The organism is Streptosporangium sp. OZ121 (genome assembly GCF_051918885.1).
Classification (GTDB): Bacteria; Actinomycetota; Actinomycetes; order Streptosporangiales; family Streptosporangiaceae; genus Streptosporangium.
On the sequence record NZ_JBPXMC010000001.1, the window covers coordinates 1,000,613 to 1,020,903 of the forward strand.

Annotated in this window: 15 protein-coding genes; 7 read left to right on the top strand and 8 right to left on the bottom strand. The window is 73.7% G+C overall.

Features of this window, described 5'->3' with window-relative positions; translation table 11 throughout:
- The first annotated feature begins 6 nt into the window (after positions 1-6).
- Genes ACTOQ1_RS04665 through ACTOQ1_RS04675 form a run of 3 tightly spaced genes read left to right on the top strand, consistent with a single transcriptional unit; the run spans position 7 to position 2,341 of the window.
- Positions 7-762, top strand: a complete 756-nt coding sequence (locus ACTOQ1_RS04665; protein ID WP_440064652.1) for a LamB/YcsF family protein — start codon at positions 7-9, stop codon at positions 760-762.
- Positions 759-1,385, top strand: a complete 627-nt coding sequence (locus ACTOQ1_RS04670) for a 5-oxoprolinase subunit B family protein (protein WP_440064653.1) — start codon at positions 759-761, stop codon at positions 1,383-1,385. Before ACTOQ1_RS04665 ends, ACTOQ1_RS04670 begins: the two co-directional genes overlap by 4 nt.
- Complete coding sequence (locus ACTOQ1_RS04675) at positions 1,382-2,341, top strand: biotin-dependent carboxyltransferase family protein (protein ID WP_440064655.1); 960 nt, start codon at positions 1,382-1,384, stop codon at positions 2,339-2,341. The genes ACTOQ1_RS04670 and ACTOQ1_RS04675 overlap by 4 nt, the downstream gene beginning before the upstream one ends.
- 159 nt (positions 2,342-2,500) lie before the next feature.
- Here the strand turns inward: ACTOQ1_RS04675 and ACTOQ1_RS04680 are convergent, their stop codons facing one another.
- From ACTOQ1_RS04680 to ACTOQ1_RS04710, 7 genes are all read right to left on the bottom strand, one after another.
- Positions 2,501-3,589, bottom strand: a complete 1,089-nt coding sequence (locus tag ACTOQ1_RS04680) for a DNA glycosylase AlkZ-like family protein (protein ID WP_440064656.1) — start codon at positions 3,587-3,589, stop codon at positions 2,501-2,503.
- A 54-nt stretch (positions 3,590-3,643) separates the two neighbouring features.
- Positions 3,644-5,356 (bottom strand): ABC transporter family substrate-binding protein, encoded by a 1,713-nt coding sequence (locus ACTOQ1_RS04685; RefSeq protein WP_440064658.1) that lies wholly within the window; start codon positions 5,354-5,356, stop codon positions 3,644-3,646.
- A gap of 142 nt (positions 5,357-5,498) precedes the next feature.
- Positions 5,499-7,658, bottom strand: coding sequence for a dipeptide ABC transporter ATP-binding protein (locus ACTOQ1_RS04690; RefSeq protein WP_440064784.1), 2,160 nt, complete (start codon positions 7,656-7,658; stop codon positions 5,499-5,501).
- A gap of 39 nt (positions 7,659-7,697) precedes the next feature.
- Positions 7,698-8,606 carry an ABC transporter permease gene (locus tag ACTOQ1_RS04695; RefSeq protein WP_440064659.1) on the bottom strand — a complete coding sequence of 303 codons (909 nt, stop codon included), beginning with the start codon at positions 8,604-8,606 and terminating at the stop codon, positions 7,698-7,700.
- A 7-nt stretch (positions 8,607-8,613) separates the two neighbouring features.
- Positions 8,614-9,597 carry an ABC transporter permease gene (locus tag ACTOQ1_RS04700; RefSeq protein WP_440064660.1) on the bottom strand — a complete coding sequence of 328 codons (984 nt, stop codon included), beginning with the start codon at positions 9,595-9,597 and terminating at the stop codon, positions 8,614-8,616.
- 248 nt (positions 9,598-9,845) lie between these two features.
- Positions 9,846-12,212, bottom strand: coding sequence for an AAA family ATPase (locus ACTOQ1_RS04705; RefSeq protein WP_440064661.1), 2,367 nt, complete (start codon positions 12,210-12,212; stop codon positions 9,846-9,848).
- Positions 12,213-12,591: 379 nt separating this feature from the next.
- Positions 12,592-14,484, bottom strand: a complete 1,893-nt coding sequence (locus tag ACTOQ1_RS04710; RefSeq protein WP_440064662.1) for a tetratricopeptide repeat protein — start codon at positions 14,482-14,484, stop codon at positions 12,592-12,594.
- A gap of 470 nt (positions 14,485-14,954) precedes the next feature.
- On the opposite strand from ACTOQ1_RS04710, the gene ACTOQ1_RS04715 reads away from it, so the two are divergent.
- From ACTOQ1_RS04715 to ACTOQ1_RS04725, 3 genes are all read left to right on the top strand, one after another.
- The gene (locus tag ACTOQ1_RS04715; protein ID WP_440064663.1) at positions 14,955-16,499 is read left to right on the top strand and encodes an MFS transporter; all 1,545 of its coding nucleotides are present in this window, start codon (positions 14,955-14,957) and stop codon (positions 16,497-16,499) included.
- Positions 16,500-16,578: 79 nt separating this feature from the next.
- On the top strand, positions 16,579-17,394 hold the full coding sequence (locus ACTOQ1_RS04720; protein ID WP_440064664.1) for a DoxX family protein: 816 nt from the start codon (positions 16,579-16,581) through the stop codon (positions 17,392-17,394).
- 97 nt (positions 17,395-17,491) lie between these two features.
- Positions 17,492-18,664 (top strand): low temperature requirement protein A, encoded by a 1,173-nt coding sequence (locus ACTOQ1_RS04725; protein WP_440064666.1) that lies wholly within the window; start codon positions 17,492-17,494, stop codon positions 18,662-18,664.
- 264 nt (positions 18,665-18,928) lie between these two features.
- On the opposite strand, the gene ACTOQ1_RS04730 is transcribed toward ACTOQ1_RS04725, so the two are convergent.
- Complete coding sequence (locus ACTOQ1_RS04730; RefSeq protein WP_440064667.1) at positions 18,929-19,312, bottom strand: winged helix-turn-helix transcriptional regulator; 384 nt, start codon at positions 19,310-19,312, stop codon at positions 18,929-18,931.
- 63 nt (positions 19,313-19,375) lie between these two features.
- Between ACTOQ1_RS04730 and ACTOQ1_RS04735 the strand changes: the two genes are divergently transcribed.
- Entirely contained in the window at positions 19,376-20,032 is a 657-nt protein-coding gene (locus ACTOQ1_RS04735) for an NADPH-dependent F420 reductase (protein WP_440064669.1), read from the top strand.
- The last annotated feature ends 259 nt before the right edge of the window (positions 20,033-20,291 follow it).

A 20,291-nucleotide genomic window follows, 5' to 3' on the forward strand; every position in this document is an offset into this window, starting at 1 on the left:
TGAGCCATGGTGATCGATCTCAACGCCGATCTGGGCGAGGGCTTCGGGATCTGGCAGCTGGGCGACGACGAGGCCCTGCTCGACATCGTGACCAGCGCCAACGTCGCCTGCGGATTCCACGCGGGCGACCCGCTGAACATCCGCCGCACGTGCGCGGCGGCGGTCGACCGGGGGGTGGCGATCGGCGCCCAGGTGTCCTACCGGGACCTGGCCGGGTTCGGCCGCCGCGAGATGGACGTCGACCCCGAGGAGCTCTGCGCCGAGATTCTCTACCAGCTGGGGGCGGTGGACGGCATCGCCAGGGCGATGGGCGGCCGGGTCTCCTACGTCAAGCCGCACGGCGCGCTGTACAACCGGATCTGCCGCGACCCCGAGCAGGCCGGGGCCGTCGTGGCGGCGGTCGCCGACTACGACCGGGGCCTGCCGCTGCTGACCCTGCCCGGTTCGGTCGTCCACGAGATCGCCGCCGGTGAGGGGGTCACCACCGTCGTCGAGGCCTTCGCCGACCGCGCCTACACCGGCGCGGGAACGCTGGTCTCCCGCCGCTCCCCCGGCGCGGTGCTGCACGACCCCGGCACGGTCGCGGACCGGGCCGTGCGGATGGCGACCGAGTGGGTGGTCGAGGCGGTGGACGGCTCGCGGGTCCCCGTCGAGGCGCGCTCGATCTGCGTGCACGGCGACACCCCCGGCGCCGTGCTGATGGCCCGCGCCGTCCGCGACGGCCTGGTGGACGCCGGAGTGACGCTGAGGTCCTTCACGTGAGGATCCGGCGGACCGGGGAGCACGCGCTGCTGGTGGAGACCGGCTCGCTGGAGGTATCCCACCGGCTGGACGCCCTGCTGCGGGCCGACCGGCCCCCCGGGGTGGTCGAGATCGTGCCCGGCCCCGTCACGGTCCTCGTCACCGCGCCGGGAGCCGACCCTGCGCGCCTGCGGGAGGAACTCTCCCGCCTGCTGGACACGGCGTCCGCCGCGGACGCGACGGTGGCCGCGGACGCGCTCGAGGTGGTCCTTCCCGTCGTGTACGACGGCGCCGACCTCGACGACGTCGCCGCGCTGAGCGGGCTCTCCCCCGGGGAGGTGGTCGAGCGGCACACCGGACGGGAGCTGGTGGTGGGCTGGCTGGGCTTCGCCCCCGGGTTCGCCTACCTCACGGGGCTGGACCCGGCGCTGCACGTCCCCCGGCTGGACACCCCTCGGACCTCGGTGCCCGCCGGGGCGGTGGCGGTCGCCGGCCCCTACTCGGCGGTCTACCCCTCGGCCTCCCCCGGTGGCTGGCGGCTGCTCGGCCGCTCCGCGACAGCGGTGTGGGACGTGGCCGCCGAGCCGCCCGCCCTGCTCACCCCGGGGACGCGGGTACGGTTCCTGGCGGTCGGCGAGCCATGATCAAGGTGATCGCTCCGGGGCCGTACGCCACCGTGCAGGATCTCGGCCGGCCGGGGTACGCCCATCTCGGGGTGCCCCGCTCGGGTGCGGCGGACGAGCCGAGCCTGCGGCTGGCCAACCGCCTGGTCGGCAATCCGGAGGGGGCCGCGGGGATCGAGCTCACCCTCGGCGGCGCCCGGCTGCGCCTCACCGCCGGGGCCTGGGTCGCCGTCACCGGCGCGGCCTGCCCTGTGGACCTCGTACGACCGCGCGCGGCGGTCCCGGGCGGGACGGTCCTGGCCGTCGCGGGCGGGGCGTCCGTGAGCGGGGCGTCCACAGGCGGCGCCCCCCCGGGCGAGACGATCCGGCGCGTGACGGTCTCTCAGGGGATGTGCGCGCCCTTCTGGGTCCCGGCGGGCGGCGAGCTGTGTCTGGGCATGCCCGGGGCCGGCCTGCGCACCTACGTCGCCGTCCGGGGCGGTGTCGAGGCGCCCGTCACGATGGGCAGCCGCTCGACCGACTCGCTCTCCGGGCTCGGCCCGGCCCCGCTCGCCGCCGGGACGGTCCTGCCGGTGGGACCGACCGGCGGGCTGCCGCCGATCACCGTGGACGCGGCGCCGCGGCCGGGGCCCGGGGCGGGTGTGCTGCGGGTCCTGCCGGGTCCCCGGGACGACTGGTTCGCCCCCGGAGCCCTGGCCACCCTGTGCGCGGGGCCGTACGAGGTCAGCCAGGACAGCAACCGGGTGGGCGTGCGGGTGCGCGGCGCCCGCCTGGAGCGCGCCCGGCAGGGGGAGCTGCCCAGCGAGGGCATGGTGGCCGGGGCGGTGCAGGTGCCGCCCAGCGGCCAGCCGATCGTGTTCCTCGCCGACCATCCGCCGACCGGCGGCTACCCGGTCATCGCAGTCCTGACCTCGGCGAGCCTCGCCGGGGCCGCCCAGCTCCGCCCCGGCGACCGGGTGCGCTTCCGCCTCGCCTGACAGTGAGGATGTGGTTGAACGCCTCGCGGTGGGATCTGGCTCATCGCCTGACTGACCGCCCGGCGGCCGGATCCCGCCGGGCGTGCGGCGATCCGGCGCCGATGGGTCGCCGGCGAGCCACGGTGGTGCGGCGTCGCGGGCTCGGCCCGGCGGCCCCGGTCAGCGCAGGAGGGCGGAGACCCGTTCGATCTCGGCGGCGAGGGCGGCGGCGGGGACCTCCTCCAGGAGATCGACCGTGATCTTCCCGTCCCTCGCCTCCCAGACCCCGGCCACCCGGCCCCGGTGGATCACGACCGGTGAGATCCAGCCGGCGGCCCGGCTGACCTTCGCCCTCGCCTCGGCGGGCAGGAGGGGCTCCAGGTCGCGCGGGGCGGCCAGGATGTACTGGTCGAAACCGGGCAGGAGGTGGACCCCGGTGGCGGGCCGGGTCGCGGCCAGGTCGTCGAGGTGCTCGGCGAGCACGACCATCGGCCGGCCGGCCACCTCGATCTCGGCCAGCTCGGGGGCGAGGTCGCGGAACCAGCCGCGCAGCGTCGCCTTGCGGACGGCCCCCCGGTAGAGCCAGCCGTCGAACGTCTCGGGGGCACCGGGGCCGTGGGCGCCGAGGAAGGAGCGGAGCAGGCGCACCCCGCCCTCCTCCGCCGAGGGAAGCTCGCCGGGCCAGCCGGGCACCTGGTCGCGGGGGGCGGCGAAGGTCACCCGGCCCTCGCGCGGCGGGCCGTGGCAGAGCTCGCCGAGGAAGCTCAACGGCTTGAGCAGGGCGCCCCAGCCGGAGGTGAGCGCCTCCCGCAGGTGGGCGTCGCCGGTGACCTCGATGACCCCGTCGACCAGCTCCTCGCGGGTGAGGACGCGGCCGGCGAGCGCCTTGGGCGCGGCGTCGAGGATGGCGGCGACCTCGGGGGCGGTGACGCCGTGGCCGCGCTGCCAGGAGCCCTTGTCCCAGGTGCGGAACGAGCCGAGGACGGCCGCGTAGGAGGCCAGCTCGTCGGCGGGGACGAGGTGCAGGGTGCCGCGCGCCGTCCAGGTCTTGACCAGGCTGCGGTCTCGCCACAGCGCGCGGTCGATCTCACCGGGATCCGGCCGCGCGCTCCGCACGGCCACCGCCAGGGCGGCGGAGGAGGCCACCTGCGCCTGCACCCCGGCGAGTCTCCGCACCACGGACACCGCGTCGGGCCCGTCGGACGGGTCGACGAACTGCCGCCTCAGCCGCCAGGCGAGCACCTGGGGCCAGGTCACCGAGATAGCCATGACCGACTTCTACACCGCGGCCCCGACAGAACGCGGCCCGCCGGGGATCAGGGGCTACCGGACGAAGCCGATGTCCTGGTAGCGCAGGTCGTGAAAACCGCGGGCGCCGAAGTTGGCGAGGGTGTTCTTGACCGCGACGTTCTGCGGTCGCTGGTAGAGCGTCACCACGTTGACCGCCTGCCAGATGAGCCTGTCCGCCGCGTTGGTGTCGGCGATGGCCCTGGCGTCGTCGAGGTCGGCGGTCGCCCTGTTCATCGCGGCGTCGATCCGCGGGGAGCCGATGCGGCCGAGGTTGGCGTTCCACTGCCTGGTGCCGTCGGGGCGCATGACGGCGTCGGCGTACTGGCCGTAGGAGCTGGAGACGGGAAAGGGCGTGCCCACGTACGCGAACGCAGTGATGTCGTAATTGCCGGGAATTACGTATTTAGTGAAGTAGTCGTCCCCGGGCACCGACTGCAGGGTGACCCCGACACCGATCCGGCCGAGCATGTCCTGGACGAGTTCGGCCTCGGATTTGGCGACCTGCAGTCCGGATGGCAGGACGAAGCGCAGGTTCAGCTCCCTGCCGTCCTTCCTGCGGGTCCGGCCCTCCAGTTTCCAGCCCGCGGCGTCCAGCTCCTGCCCGGCCCTGCTGGGGTCGTACGTCCCGATCTCACCGGCGTTGTCCCGGTAGCCCTCCTGGGTGTTCATGAAGAAGTGGTTGTTGAGCAGGACGATCGGCCAGTCGAGGCCCTGGAGGTCCGACTGCGCGATGGCCTGGCGATTGATACCCATCGCGACGGCCCTGCGGACCTTCGGGTCGGACAGGACGGCGCTCTCGCCGTTCATCGTGATGTGCCGGAAGTCGGGTCCGGCCGCCTGCCGCACGATCGCGTCCGGGGTGCTCCTGGCCCGCGCGTAGTCGGGCGCGGACGGGCCGACGTCGAAGGTGTCGAGCTCGCCGTTGCTGAAGGCGCCGACGAGCGCGTCGCTCTCCAGGGACCGGTAGATGATCCGGTCCAGCTTGGCCCGCTCGCCCCACCAGCGGTCGTCCCTCGCGAGGGTGACGGTCTTGGCGGTGGGGTCGAACGCGGCGAACGCGAACGGGCCCGCGGTGACCGGGACGCGGTTCAGCCAGGCGTTGTTGAACGCCTCCGGGGTGGCGTTGGTGCTCCGGGGGTACAGCGGCGCGAACAGCGACTGCCAGTCGCCGAAGGGCTTGGCGAAGGTCACCACGACCTGGTGGTCGTCCCTGCCCCTGACGACCTTCTCGATGTCCCGGTAACCGGTGGTGCTCGCCACCCGGTAGCCGGCGTCGTGACCGTTCAGCGCCTGCCACTGGGCGCGGTAGTCCTCCCAGGTGATCGGGGTGCCGTCGGACCATCTGGCGCGCGGGTTGAGGGTCAGCGTGACGACCTGTTCCGGCTTGCGCGCGGTGACCCTGCCCTCGGACAGGTAGTCGGTGTTCGGAGAGATCTGCCCCTTGGCGTCGGAACGGAAGGGGGAGGGCATGAGGGCGTCCATGACCTTCTTGACCGTCGCCAGGTTGCCGTCGATGTGGTTGAGGTTCCAGTTGGACGGATACTCGTTGATTCCCCAGCGGAGCACGCCCCCGTCCGCGACCCGGTCGCGAGCGACCGGGTTGATGTCGTAGGCCCTGACCGCCGAGGCGGGCCCGCCCGGCGTCCCGCCCCCGCCCCCGCTCCCGCATCCGGCGAGCCCCGGCACGAGGGCCAGGGCCACGGCCAGCGCGGCGGCGAGCGCGCCCATGCGCCGGATCGATATCACGGTGTTCCTCCCGGAGCATACGAACGGGCGTGCGAATGACGGGCGATCTGTCCGGTCCCGGCGTGCGGCCGGGCATCCGGCCGGGTGCGACCGGGCGCGCGACCGGATGGTGGACGGGTGCTCGAACGGGCGCGCGACCGGGTCATACGGCGTCGATCCTCTCGGCGAAGTGACACGAGACGCCGTGGTCGTCCCCCAGTTGCCGCACCTGGGGCTCCTCGTCCGCACAGCGCCGCCTGGCGGTCTCGTCGAGCGCCTTGAACAGGGGGCAGCGCGTGCGGAAGCGACACCCCGAGGGAGGGTCGGCCGGGCTGGGCAGGTCCCCCTCCAGCAGGACGCGCCGCCTGGAACGCTCCAGCACCGGGTCCGGCAGCGGGATCGCCGACAGCAGGGCCCGCGTGTAGGGGTGCATCGGGGTGTCGTAGACCCCGCCGGCCCGGCCGATCTCGGCGATCCTTCCCAGATACATGACCGCGACCCGGTCGGCGATGTGCCGGACCACGGCCAGGTCGTGCGCCACGAACAGGTACGACAGGCCCAGGCGGGTCCTCAGCTCCTCCAGCAGGTTGAGCACCCCCGCCTGGATGGACACGTCGAGTGCCGAGACCGGCTCGTCCAGCACGACCAGCCGGGGCTCCAGGGCGAGGGCGCGGGCGATGCCGACGCGCTGGCGCTGGCCCCCGGAGAAGTCCTGCGGGTAGCGGGCGGCGTGGCCGGGCTCCAGCCCGACCAGGCCGAGCAGCTCGCCGATCCTCGGCCCCGGGTCCCGGCGGCCGTGCGCGCGCAGCGGCTCGGCGAGGATGTCGTAGACGGTCATCCTCGGATCGAGCGAGGCCAGCGGATCCTGGAAGACGACCTGCATGTCGCGCCGCACAGCCATCCGGTCGCGGGCGCCCATCCGCGAGGTGTCGCGACCCAGCACCACGATCCTGCCGCGCTGCGGCGCGGCCAGCTCCAGGATCTCCATCAGGGTGGTCGTCTTGCCGCAGCCCGACTCGCCGACCAGGCCGAGCGTCTCGCCCCCGCGGACGTCGAAGCCGACGCCGTCCACCGCGCGGACCGTGCCGACCCGCCGCCGCAGGAGCGTCCCCTTGACCAGCGGGTAGTGCTTGACCAGGTCCTCGACCGCCAGGACCACGTCACGCTCGTCACGCGGGCGCGGCGGCTCCTCGACGGCGGGTGCGGCCGGGCCGGCCGCGGTGACCGGGGTGTCCGGGTCGCCGGGGCGCCGGGTGAGACCTGCCTCGGGGCCGCGTACGCCGTAGACCTGGGCGGGTGACCAGCCCGCCGCCTCGATCTCTCCGGAGCGCAGGCACGCCGCCAGATGGCCGGGCGAGCCCACCGGCTCCGGTTCCGGCTCGACCTCGGCGCACTCCTGGACGGAGATCGGGCAGCGCGGCTCGAACGGGCAGCCCGGCGGCAGCGCCGCCGGTGACGGCGGGCTGCCCTCGATGGGCACCAGCGGCTGCTCCCGGCCGCGGTCGAGGCGCGGGATCGAGGCGAGCAGTCCCATGGTGTACGGCATGCGGCTGCGGTAGTAGACCTCGTCCACCGGGCCGACCTCGACGGGACGCCCGGCGTACATGACGAGGACCCGGTCGGCGAACCCGGCCACCACCCCCAGGTCGTGGGTGATGATGACGATCGCCGCGCCGGTCTCGCGCTGCGCCGTCTTCAGCACCTCCAGCACCTGCGCCTGGATGGTCACGTCGAGCGCGGTGGTCGGCTCGTCGCAGAGGATCACGTCGGGGTCGTTGGCGATCGCCATCGCGATCACCGCGCGCTGGCGCATGCCGCCGGAGAACTCGTGCGGGAACGCCCTGGCCCGCTGCGCGGCGTTGGGGATGCCGACCAGGTCGAGCAGCTCGACGGCGCGCCTGGCGGCCTGGCCGGCGCTCACCCTCTGGTGCACGCGGATCGCCTCGGCGACCTGGTCGCCGACCCGGTAGACGGGGGTGAGCGCGGAGAGCGGGTCCTGGAAGACCATCGAGACGGTCTTGCCGCGGAACGCGGTGAGCGTCCGCTCCGGGGCGCCCAGGATCTCCTGCCCGAGCAGCCGCACCGAGCCGGTGACGCGCGCGTGCGCCGGGAGCAGGCCCATCACGGCCAGCGAGGTGACCGACTTTCCGGAGCCGGACTCCCCGACGACACCGAGCACCTCGCCGGGACGGACCGCGTACCCCATGCCCCTGACCGCGCGGACCGCGCCGGGACCCGAACCGAAGGTGACGTCGAGGTCGCGCACCTCGAGCACGGGGGCGACCGGGTCAGGCGCGGCCGCACGCCCGCCGGTCCCGTGGATCCGGGATGTCGCGCCCGAGGGCCGCTCGCTCGTCACCGGTCACCCGCCCCGGTGGGACGTGGGGTCGAAGGCGTCGCGCAGCGAGTCGCCGACCAGGTTCACAGCGAGCACGGTGACGATCAGCAGGCCCGCGCAGAACCAGAACGTCCAGGGGGCGTAGAGGGCCGTCTGCGCGCCGTCGGCGATGAGGCTGCCCAGCGAGACGTCGGGCGGCTGGATGCCGAACCCGAAGTAGGACAGGGACGTCTCGGTGAGGATCGCGGCGCTGACGTTGAGCGTGGCGTCGACGACCAGCAGCGAGGACATGTTGGGGATCACGTGCCGGAAGACGATCCTCGTCGGGGGCACGCCCATGAACCTGGCCGCGTGGATGAACTCCCGCTCCCTGAGCGAGATGGTCATGCTCCGGACGATCTTCGAGGTGACCATCCAGAGGAAGAGCGCCAGCACCAGCACGAACACCGGCCACTGCCCCCCGGTGAAGAGCGGGGACATGATCGCCAGGATCAGGAAGGCCGGGAGCACCAGCAGCAGGTCGGTCAGCCAGGTCAGCGCGCGGTCGGTCCAGCCTCCGAAGTATCCGGCGAAGGCGCCCACCACGGCCGCGAGCGCGGTGCCTACCACCGCGGCGAGCAGGCCGACGATCAGTGACCTCTGCATGCCGCGCAGCGTGACCGCGTACACGTCGGCGCCGGTCTGCAGGGTTCCCCACCAGTGCTCGGCGGAGGGCGGCGCGAGGAAGGCCGTGTAGTCCTTCGAGGCGTACGTCCAGCGGGTGAGGTGGGGCCCGGCGAAGGCGAGCAGGAAGATCAGCACGAGCAGCGCGAAACCGGTCCTGCCCCGGCCCGAGCGCAGGAGGCGGCCCATGACCACCCGCAGCCGCGAGGGCGCCTTGATCCTGTCGACGGACGCCCGCTGCTCGGCGAGCTCCTCGTCGGCGATGGTCATCTCCGGCTCACCCCACCCGGACGCGCGGGTCGAGGACGGCGTGCAGCACGTCGGAGGCGAGCGAGGCCAGCAGCACGGCCAGCGCGGCGAAGCAGCTGATCGCCGCGACGGTGTTGACGTCGTTGGTGGAGATCGAGTCGACCAGCTGCTCCCCCATGCCGTGCCAGCCGAAGATCTTCTCGGTGAAGGTGGTGCCGACCAGCAGCGACCCGAAGGTGAAGGCGAAGTAGGTGACCGCCGGGATCAGCGCGGTGCGCAGCGCGTGCCGGGTCAGCGCGGCGCGGCGGCTCAGCCCCTTGGCCATGGCCGTGCGGATGAAGTCGGCGCCCAGCACGTCGAGCATCATGTTGCGCTGGTAGCGGCTGTAGACGGCGACCAGCCCGAGCGACAGCGACAGCGTGGGCAGGACCAGGTGCCGGATCCGGTCGAGCGCGGCGGCGGCGAACCCGCCCTCGAGACCGGGGGTCGCCTCGCCGCTGACGAGGAGGATCCGGGTGCCGGCCGCCTCGTTGAGCCGGATCGCGGCGATGATCAGGATGTTGGCCAGCACCACCGTGGGGACCGCGAGGACGACGAAGGACAGGCCGGTCGACACCCGGTCGAAGAGGCCGTACTGCCGGACCGCGGCGTAGGCGCCGATGAGCACGCCGGTGACGCTGCCGAGGATCAGCCCGATCGTGATCAGGCGCAGCGTGACGCCGATCCGGCGCCCGAGGTCGTCGCCGACCGAGCCTCCGGCCACCGTCTTGCCGAAGTCGCCGCGCGCGAGACCGCCCGCCCAGGTCAGGTAGCGCTCGAACAGCGGGGTGCGGTCGTTCAGGTTGAGGTCGGTGAGGCGCGCGTCGACGACGGCCGGGGGGATCGGGGGGTTGCGGCCCTCGTAGTTGGAGCGCGGGTTGAGGGCGGAGGCGGCCAGCATGTAGGCCAGGCTGGTGGCCACGACGATCAGCACCAGGTAGTTGAGCAGCCTGCGGGCAAGGAATCCCGCCATCTTTCCTCCTCCGGAGCCCCGCCGCTGTCGGTGACCATCTTGCTACACTCGGCGACCGGTGGGCTGCATAGCGTACCGAATCGGAGGGATCTCGGTTGAGAGACGGCCTCGCCGGGCCCTCGGGTCAACCGGCCGGATCCGTGAAGGTGCCGGGCGGGTCCGGAGCACTTCCAGGCGGGCCCGGGACCGTCTCCCGGAGAACCGGGGTCACCTCCCGGAGAACCGGGGTCACCTCCCGGCGAGCCGGGTCACTTCCCGGCGAGTTCGTCCACGGCGGCGCGCAGGTCGGCGCTGGTGATGGTGGTCAGGTCGGCGGCGCTGGCGGTGGCGCCGCCGAGGGCGGCCAGGCGGACGTCCCTGCGCATCGCGGCGCGTTCGAAGAGCGAGCGCGCGAACCTGCCGTTGCCGAGACCGTCGATCAGGCCCTCGTCGCAGACCCAGGTGAAGACCTCGGCCAGGTCGCGGCGGGCGGCGTCGTCGAACCTGTCGCCCGACTCGTCGGCGAGCAGCACCGCGATCTCGGTGAGCTCCCCCGGGGAGTACGAGGGAAACTGCACCCGCTGGTTGAACCTGCTGCCCAGGCCCGGGTTGGACGCCAGGAAGGCGTTCATCTCCCGCTCGTACCCGGCCAGGATGATCACCAGCCGGTCGCGGTCGTCCTCGGCCCGCTTGAGCAGCGTCTGCACGGCCTCGGCGCCGAAGGCGTCACCCCCGCTGTAGCCGGAGTTGACCAGGCCGTACGCCTCGTCGACGAAAAGCACCCCGCCGAGCGCCCGGTCGACCAGCTCGTTCGTCTTGATCGCGGTGGCGCCGAGGTGCTGGCCGACCAGGTCGGCCCGCTGGGCCTCCACCACGTCGGGCTGGGCGAGCAGGCCCAGCGCGGCGAAGATGCGGCCCAGGATGCGGGCCACGGTGGTCTTGCCGGTGCCGGGCGGCCCGGCGAAGACGAAGTGCCGCATCTGCGGCGGCGTCGGCAGCCCCCGCTCCTGGCGCATCTTCGCCACCCTGAGCTGCGCGGTGATCGCGTGCACCTGCCGCTTGACCGGCTCCAGGCCCGCCATGCGGTCGAGGTCGGCCAGCGCCTCCTCGAGGGAGGGGGCGACCTGGTAGCCCCGGTAGCGGGCGGTGAGCTCGTCGAAGGCCTTGACCACGTCGCTCTCGACCGTGGTGACCAGGTCCTCGGTGGTGGGCGCGCCGCCGGCCCCCACCACGCGCACGTCCCTGGCCTGCGCGACGGCCTCCACGAGGCTGCGGACGAACCGGGCGTTGCCCAGGTCGTCGACGATCGCGCGCCGGTGGATGTCCTCGAAGCGGGCGAGCAGGGCGGGCGCGGCCTCGGGCGCCATCCGGTCGCCCCGGCGCCGCTGCAGCAGCTCGGTGATCTGGAGCAGCTCCTCGGGGGCGTAGCTGGGGAAGCGGACCCTGCTGGAGAACCGGCTGGACAGGCCGGGGTTGGACGCCAGGAAGGTGGCCATCTCCTTCTCGTATCCGGCCAGGATGACGATCAGCCGGTCGCGGTCGTCCTCGGCCCGCTTGAGCAGCGTCTGCACGGCCTCCGCGCCGAACCTGTCGGGCTGGCCGTCGCCGGAGTTGATCAGGCTGTACGCCTCGTCGACGAAGAGCACCCCGCCGAGCGCCCGGTCGACCAGCTCGTTCGTCTTGATCGCGGTGGCCCCGAGGAACTCCCCCACCAGGTCGGCCCGCTGGGCCTCCACCACATAGGGGGTCTCCAGCAGGCCGAAGGCGTAGAAGATCTTCGCGACGGTCCTGGCCACGCTGGTCTTGCCGGTGCCCGGCGGGCCGACGAACACGAAGTGCCGCATCGGCGGCTCGGTGGAGTATCCGGCCTCCTTGCGCAGCCTGGCCGCCTCGATCGAGGCGGCGATCGAGCGGACCTGCTCCTTCACCGGGGCTAGGCCGATCATGGCGTCCAGCTCGCCGAGCGCCTCCTCCACCGAGATGGGCGGCGGCGCGTCCCGCTCGCCGGTCCCCTGGGCGGGGGGGAGGTGGCCGCCCTCGCGGACCCGGAGGCCTGCCTGGTGCCGCTCTCCCGGCTCCAGGACGACCCGCGCCCGGCGGGCCTGCAGGAACCGGTGGACCAGCACCCCGGCCGCCACGGCGTACGCGGCCCAGATGGCCGGGTACGCCCCGATCCCGGGGATGACCGCGCCGAGCAGGACGGCCGTCAGCCCGGCGGGCACCAGCGCCATGACCGTGGTCATCCACGGGGGGACCCAGCGGATGAGGTGGGCGGCTCCGGCGACCAGGGGGCCGAGGAGCATCAGCGCCGTCGGGATCGGCGAGTTCAGGCCGAAGACGACGGTCTGGAAGATCAGGTTTCCCGCCAGCCAGCCGAGCACCACGAGCAGGGTGGCGGCCGCGCGGGGGAAGCTCAGGGTCAGCGCCGCGAAGCCGAGCAGCGTCAGCGTGACGAAGATCGTGTTGAGGATCGGCCAGCCGAGTCCCAGCGCCAGCCCGACCGCCCCGGCCAGCACCGCGACGTAGATCAGCCTGCGCAGGGGCGGCGAGAGCCGGAAGTATCCCAGCCGCACCTGCTCGAACAGATCCCGTGCCGCCGCGCGCCCCGCCGGACGGGCCCTGCTGGATTCCCGCATCACGCCTCCCCGGTCCGCCCCCGGTTATACCGCAACAAGGGGACGTTTGCGCGTGCCTGAGGGTCACGCCACGCCGTCGCGCGGGCACGATCAGATATACGGATGAGAACGGATGAAACCAACGTCCGAGGCAGCAAGCTCGCCCCGCACCGTCCCTCCGGCCCCGCACTTCCCTGTGCCGCCGCCGCGCCCCGCGCGCGGCGGCCCGCGCCCGCGTTCCCGGCCGGTGGTACGGCCCGGTCCCGGCCGCCGCCCGTCGCCCCTCCGCACGGGGAGACGCACCGGGAGACGGGCATGGAAATGTCACCGCCCGGCAAGGCGGCACGAAGCTCCGGGAGGGCGGCTCAACCGCGGTGTGCCCGGCGCTCCGGGAGGCGGTTCAGCCGCGGTGTGCCCGGCCCTGGTGGCGGCCGGGATACTCGCCGACCACGACCTCCTTGGGGGTGATCCTCAGCAGGTCGGCCTCGGTGTCGCCGATGGCGATGCCGCGTACCTCGGCCCAGAAGCGGCGGTCGAGCGGATCGGCGACGAAGACCGCCACCCTGGGGTCGCGCTCGGCGGCCTCCCAGGCGTCGGAGGCGGCGATCAGGCGCAGCTCGCCGCTCGGGCCGACCGAGCTGACCGCGCCGACGGCGAGCGCGCGCGGGCCGCTGGGGTCGGCGTAAGCGAGCACCACTCCCCGCGCGTAGGTGAAGGCCGCGCGCACCTCCCCGCTGAGCCCCACCGGCGGCCCGGCGTCGCCGGGAAGGCGGCTCCCGCAGCCGTCGCACATGACCAGCGAGGCCCGCCACGGCCCCGGCGCGCCCCGCCACCACGCCCGTACCGACCTCGCGGCGAATATCGCCATCGGTACGGCCAGCAGCGCGATCCCGGCCCACCAGGCCCACTCGCCCACCGTGACGAGCCCGAGGGCCGGAGCCGCTCCGGCCGCGCCGAGCAGGACCGACGCCGAGGCTGACAGGGCCAGCGCCGCCGCCAGCCCGTGGTCCGAGGCCAGCGCGCGGGCGAGGCCGGGGGCCGTACCGGCCCGGCCGCGGGCCCAGCCGAGCGCGAGCGGCACGACGAGCGCGACCGGCGCCCAGCTCCGCTCGTCCAGCACGACGACCGCCACCACGACCGCCACCGGTACCGACCAGACCCGGCCCGCCACCAGCCAGAGGGTCACGTTCACGTCGCGCCTGGCCGTACGGTCGCCGGCGGCGGCGGCGAACTCGGCCAGCGCCCTGATCGGCCGTCCGCGCCACGCCTCGACGAGCACGCGCAGGACGAGCAGCGCCGTCCCGTTGAGGAGCACCAGCCCGGCGAGACCCGCCCAGACCACCCCCGGCGCGCCCGGTGCCGGGCCGGAGAGGAGGGGCGGGGCCTCCGCGGGGAGGGTGGCCACGGCCGCGACGTACGCGGCCACGGCGACCAGGGTGATCGAGATCGACATGCCGAGCCAGAGGTCGCGTACGAGCATGCGCGGCACGTACGACCAGAGCCTGACCCGGTGCGCCTGCCTGAGGGTGATCGCCAGGACCGCGAGCGGCACCAGCCCGCCGCCGATCCTCGCCACGGAGGCCAGGCCGAAGCCGAACTCCGCCGCGCAGACCACGACGAGGGCGACGGCCAGCAGGATGCGGGTCTGCCGCGACCACCTCTCCAGGGCGCGCCTGGCCCGGCCGGTCTCGCGCGGGTCGACCGGCCAGGCGGGATCGTGGTGGGCGCGCGGGCGCTCCCAGCGCAGCCGGGTCAGGCCGAGGTTGACCCTGGCGCCGGGGTGGTCCGGCAGGCGGCGCAGCGCCTCGCGGTAGGCGGTCTCCGCGAGGTCGTACTCGCCTCTCAGCAGCGCGAGGTCACCTGCGAGGACGTGCGGGTCCGGCTCCTCCGGCGCGTAGCGGACGGCTCTGGCCGCCTGGGCCCGCGACTCGCGCCAGCGCCCCGGCACCCTGCGCAGCGCGGCTCCCAGGCGCATCCGCGCGGCCCAGGAGCCCGGCGCGAGGCGTACGGCCTCCTCTGCGGCCGCCACGGCCTCCGCGTCGCGGCCGAGCCGCTCGAACGCGAGGCTGGCCAGGCGGTATCCCCAGTCCGCGCCGGACTCGGAGCGGGGATCGAGATCCAGCGCCCTGCGGGCCGCCTCCAGCGCGGCCTCGGGCCGGTCGCGGCCCAGCCACGCGGCGGCCACGGCGCACCACTGCCGGGGGTCGGCGGGATCCCGCGGCTGCGGGACGGGGACCAAGGCGGGGTCGTGCTCGCGCTCGTGCCGGGGATCGGCGGGGTCCCGCGGTGGCACGTGGGACCGGCCGGGGTCATACCCGTGCCGGGAGTCGGCGGGGTCCCGCGGTGGCGGCGGAACCCCGCCGGAGTCCTTCCCATGCCGGGAGTCGGCGGGGTCCCGCGGTGGCGGCGGAACCCGGCCGGAGTCCTTCCCATGCCGGGGATCGGTGGGGTCCCGCGGTGGCGGGACCTGGGCGGAGTCGTTTCCGCCGGGCCCGCTCACCACGGCGGCTCACGGGCCTCGCGCTGACTCCCCACGATCGCCATGGTCCGTGCGAGATCACCTTTTGCCTAGACGGCGGTATATGCCTGTATCTCTCTAGAGAGGTCGCCGACGACCTCGTGAGGGGCCGAATATTGACCCAATCGGAGCCGTAAAACGGACATAACTACGTGAATCAATCACCCAATGCCGCCCCGGGCACTGCCCGACTTCGCCTAAGCTGCGACGCATGTTCGTCCAGGCCGGCAGATCCTGAGCGGCTCATGACCACCGTCATGGCCAGGCGCGCGGACGGCGACCCGCGGGCGTCCGGGGCCGGCCGGTGGTCGGTCCTCGCCGTCCTCTGCTTCAGCCTGTTGCTGATCGCGGTGGACGCCACGGTGCTGCACATCGCGGTACCGGCGCTGACGGCCGCCCTCGAACCCTCCTCCGTAGAGCTGCTGTGGATCATCGACGTCTACTCGCTGATGGTCGCGCCGCTGCTGCTGACCTTCGGCACCCTCGGTGACCGCTACGGGCGCAAGCGCCTGGTGCTGGCCGGATACCTGGTCTTCGGCGTCGCCTCGGCCGCGGCGGCGTTCGCGCCGACCCCGCTCGCGCTGATCTCCGCACGCGCGCTGCTCGGCCTCGGCGGAGCGATGATCATGCCCGCCACGCTCTCGATCATCCGGCAGGTCTTCACCGACCGGCACGAGCGGGCGATCGCGCTGGGCGTGTGGAGCGCGGTGGCCGCGGCCGGGGCCGCGGTCGGCCCGCTCGTCGGAGGGGTGCTCGTCGAGCACTTCTGGTGGGGCGCCGTCTTCCTGATCAACGTTCCCATCCTGGTGGTCCTGCTGCCCGTCGCGGCCAGGCTCCTTCCCGAGTCCCGCAAGCGCGCCGGACAGCCGTGGGACGCGCTCAGCGCGCTGCTGTCGGTGCTGGGCATCCTCGGGGTGGCCTTCGGCCTGAAGGAGGCCGGGGCCGGGCATCCGGGCGGGCTGGCGGCGTTCCTGGGCGGGGTCTGGCTGCTGGTCTGGTTCGTCCGCAGGCAGCGGCGGCTGGCCTTCCCCCTGCTGGACCTGAGCCTGTTCCGGCGGCGGGCGTTCCGCGCCGGGGTGGGCGCCGTGCTGCTCACGGTCTTCGCCCTGGTCGGGTTGGAGCTCATGCTCGCCCAGTATCTCCAGCTCGTCCTCGGCGACAGCCCGCTCCAGGCGGCCGTGCGGATGCTCCCCCTCATGATCGCCTCGATCACCGGCGGCCTGGCCGGGGCGCGGCTGCTGCGCCGGTTCGGGCTGCGCGCCACGATGGGCGGCGGGCTGGCGCTGACCGCCGTCTCCCTCGCCCCCACCCTGACCTGGCACACCGAGGGGCACCCGGTGGCCCTGACATTCTGCTTCGTCGGCATCGGCTTCGGCATCCAGGTCGCCCTGCTGGCCGCCTCGGACACGATCATGTCGTCCACCCCGGAGTCCCACGCGGGCGGTGCCGCCGCGGTCGAGGAGACCGCCTACGAGCTGGGCGCGGGGCTCGGGGTCGCGGTGCTCGGCACGATCACCACGGCCGTGTACGCCCCCGCGCTCGCCTCGGTCCACGGCGTCGCGCCCGCGATGATGGACGAGGCCCGCCAGTCGCTCGCCTCCGCCGCACACGTGGCGCGGGAGATCGGCGGCGGCGTGGGGGACGCCCTGCTCGGCGCGGCCCGCGTCGCGTTCGTCTCCGGCCTGCACGCGACGGTGGCGGTGAGCGTGTTCCTGCTCGGCGCCACCGCGCTGGCCGTGACGCTCCTGGTGCCCCGCCGCCCCGGTGGACAGGAGGACGACCCCTCGTGAAGGGTTTGGAAAGCCCCTGCTCGGTCATCTATCGGTCAAGCATGGGCAGGAACGGGGAATCTAACCAGAATGAGGAACCGTGCGACAAACCCTCCATGATCTTGCTTCCCTGGCCGCCAGGCTGGGCGTGGGCGGGATCTTCTTCGCCAACGGCTGGCACAAGCTCGAAGCGGGCCTGAACGCCACTTCCGACCAGTTCGCCAGCCTGGGCGCCTCCGGGTCATGGTCCTACGTGTGGGCCGCCACCACCATGCTGACGGAGCTCATCGGCGGCGCGCTGCTGGTGGCCGGTCTCGCGGTGGCCGCGTGCGGGCTCCTGCTGTTCGCCGAGGCCCTCGCCGTGTTCATCCTGGCCAGCGGCGAGGTGGGCCTGCCGCTCACCGGTGGCGACGCCAAGCTGATCGTGGCGCTCGGGGCCGCCTCCATCCTGCTCGCGGTCGGCGGCGCGGGCCGCCTGTCGGTCGACCACATGGTGGTGATCAAGCGCCGCGAGGCCGAGGCCGCCGAGGACTTCGCCGCCGAGGCCGAGGCCGACGACGTCATCGCCGCGCTGCGCGAGCCTGAGACTCCCCCCGCGCCCGCCTCCGCCCGGACCACCGGGGGGAAGAAGCCCGGCGAGTCCGCTCCTCCCGCCTCGCAGCGGCCCGCCGGGGGACCCGCTTCGGAGGGACCCACCTCGGAGGGCGCGACCGACACCGCGGAGTTCCCCGCCGCCACCCGTCCCCGTACGCGCACCCGCAAGTCCCCCTCCGGTGCCGCCGCGTCCGTGCCTCCCGCGCCTCCCCCGACGCCCGCGACGCCCGCGACCACGCCCACGCCGGTCTCGGCGCCCGCGCCCGGCAAGACCGGCGACACCCTCGTGGCCGGAAAGAAGGACGAGCCCTCCGGAAGCTGACCATTTAAGGCGACATATCTCCCCTTTAAGGATAAGAGGGCTTTCTTCTTCGTTTAATGAGATTCACGGGGAGGCGCCGTACCCGCAGAATGATCGGATGCGCCTTCCCGGCTGGTTCGCGGAGCGGGTCGAGCCCGCCCCGCCGGAGACCGAACTCCGCGTCTCCACCCTCGAACTCTTCTTCGACCTGGTCTTCGTCTTCACCGTCACCCAGCTCACCGGCCTCATGGTCGACGGCCTGCAGGACGGCAGGCCCGCCGAGAGCGCGCTGCGCGCGCTGCTGGTCTTCGGCGCCATCTGGTGGATGTACGCCGGTTACGCCTGGCTGACCAACGCCGTCCCGCCGACACGTCCCGCCCGCAGGGTGCTGATCCTGCTGGGCATGGCCGGATTCATGATCGTGGCACTGTCGATCCCCTCGGTGTTCGACGGCGACGGCCTGGCGTTCGCCATCGGGTACCTGCTGCTGATCGCCGTGCACGCCGGGCTGTACCTGCAGGTCACCTCGGCCTTCGCCCGGGTGCTCCCGTTCAACCTCGGCGGGGTCGCGCTCATCGGTCTGGCCGCCCTGGTCCCCGCGCCGTACACCTACCTGCTCTGGGCAGGCGCGGTGGCCCTGCTCTGGGGCAGCCCGTACTTCATCGGGCAGAAGGGCTTCAACCTCCGGGCCGGGCACATCGTCGAGCGCCACGGCCTGCTGGTGATCGTGGCGCTCGGCGAGTCGATCGTGGCGATCGGCATCGGCGCCAAGGGGCTCCACGTCGGCTTCGCCCTCGGCCTGGCGGCGGTACTCGGCCTCGCGCTGGCCGCCTGCCTGTGGTGGCTCTACTTCGGCGGCGACGACGAGACGCGCGCCGAGCACACCCTGGAGGCGGCCGAGCCGGTGCGGCGCACCCGGCTGATCCTCGGCGCCTACTTCTACGCGCACATCCCGATGCTGCTGGGCATCGTCGCGGTCGCCGCGGGCGTCAAGAAGGCGATCGGCCACCCGGTGGACCCGTTGAAGTTCAGCGCGGCCCTCACCCTGGCCGCGGGGGTCGCCCTGTTCGTCGCGGGCGACGCCTGGTTCCGGCGCGTCCTCGGCATCACGGGAAACGGGCTGCGGGCCGCGGGCGCGGTGGTCGCGCTCCTGACGGTCGCGCTCGGCCTCTGGTCGGCCCTCGCGCAGCTCACCGCGCTGACCGCGCTGGTGATCGCGGTGATCGTCCTGGAACGCCGCCGGGTCGCCTCACACGCGCCCCTGGGGCACGCCGGGGAAGAGAGCCGCTGACCCTCCGGCGTCACCGTCGCCGGAGCCACCACCGTTAGGAGACGGTGACGGTCCCGGGCCGCCGGTCGCGGTAGACGGTACGGAAAGGGGAGGTCCTCCGGCTTCCGTGTCGCAGGGCGCGCCAGTCGAAACGGCCACCTTCCCGGCCTTCCCGGACCTCACCGGAGCGGCTCGGCCAGGTCGCCGAGTTCGGGCTCGCCGTGCGGGATCCGGTACGCGATCGCCGAGAACGTGTCACCGCCGAACGGCGGGCCGCCGAGAACCTCACTCGGTCACGCCCTCGGCGCGGTCCTGGGCGTCGAGGACCTCGTCGCCGTGGTCGAAGGCCCACTCCCCGAAGGCCCCGATCAGCGGCACCAGCGTGCGGCCCAGGTCGGTGAGCCCGTACTCGACCCGGGGCGGCGCCTCCGCGTAGGCCCGCCGGGAGACGAGGCCGTTGTACTCCAGCCTGCGCAGGGTCTCGGTGAGCACCTTCGCGCTGATCCCGCCGATCTCCTCGCGCAGCTCGCCGGGGCGCCGTGGACCGGCGCGCAGGGCCCAGACGACGACGGCGTTCCAGGTGTTGCCGACCAGGTCGAAGGCGAGCCGGGCGCGGCAGTCGGCGAGGAACACTCCGGGGTCCTCCAGTCTCTCCGAGGCGTCACGCACCAAACGGTGCCCGACGGACTTTCTACATTCGTCCTACACCAGCAGCCGAGCAGGGGAGGACGGATGCGCATCGGCATCCTCGGGGCGGGCCGCATGGCGGACGCGCTCGGAACGCACTGGGCCCGCGCGGGCCACGAACTGACGGTGAGCGGCCGGGACCCGGCGAAGGCCGCCGCCCTCGCGGACAGGCTCGGACCCGCCGCGCGGGCGGGCACCTGGGAGGAGGCGGCGGTCTTCGGAGAGGTGACGCTGCTGGCCGTACGCGACCACGCCGTGACCGAGGTCCTGGAGGCCGCCGGAGCCGCTCGGGGGACGCTGGACGGGCGGGTGCTCGCCGACTGCGTCAACCCGGTCGTGCAGGAACGGTTCACCCTGGCCACCGAGGGCGGCCCCTCGATGGCGCGGCGCGTCGCGGAGACGACCGGAGCTCACGTCGTCAAGGCGTTCAACCTGTGCCACGAGGACGTCTGGCGGATGACGCCGCCCGCCTTCGACGGCGTCCCGCTGGCGGTGCCCCTCTGCGGCGACGACCCAACCGCGCTGGCCGCCGTGCGCTCCCTCGTCACCGATCTCGGATGCGTGCCGGTCGACGGCGGCGGCCTGGAACGCGCGGGCCTGCTGGAGGCGACCGCGGCGTTCATGATCGGCCTCTGGGTCGGCGGCGCGGACGCCCGCGCGGTGCTGCCACCCCTGGAGTACGCCTTCGGCGCCCCCGGCTGACCGCGTGCCGGGGGATCCCACCCGGCACGTGGTCACAGGTCGTACATCCTGGTGACCGCGACGAGGTCGCCGTCCTCCCGGGTCGAGGCCACCAGGCCCGGCGGTCTCGGCAGGTAACCGGGCACCGTGGAGAGCCCGTACGTCTCGGCGATCGCGGTGACCCGCAGCCGGTCCGCGCGCGGGACGCGCAGGGTGATCTCGGCTCCGCCGGGCGGCAGGTCGCGGAACCGGACCTCACCGGGCCAGGTGCCCGTGCGGG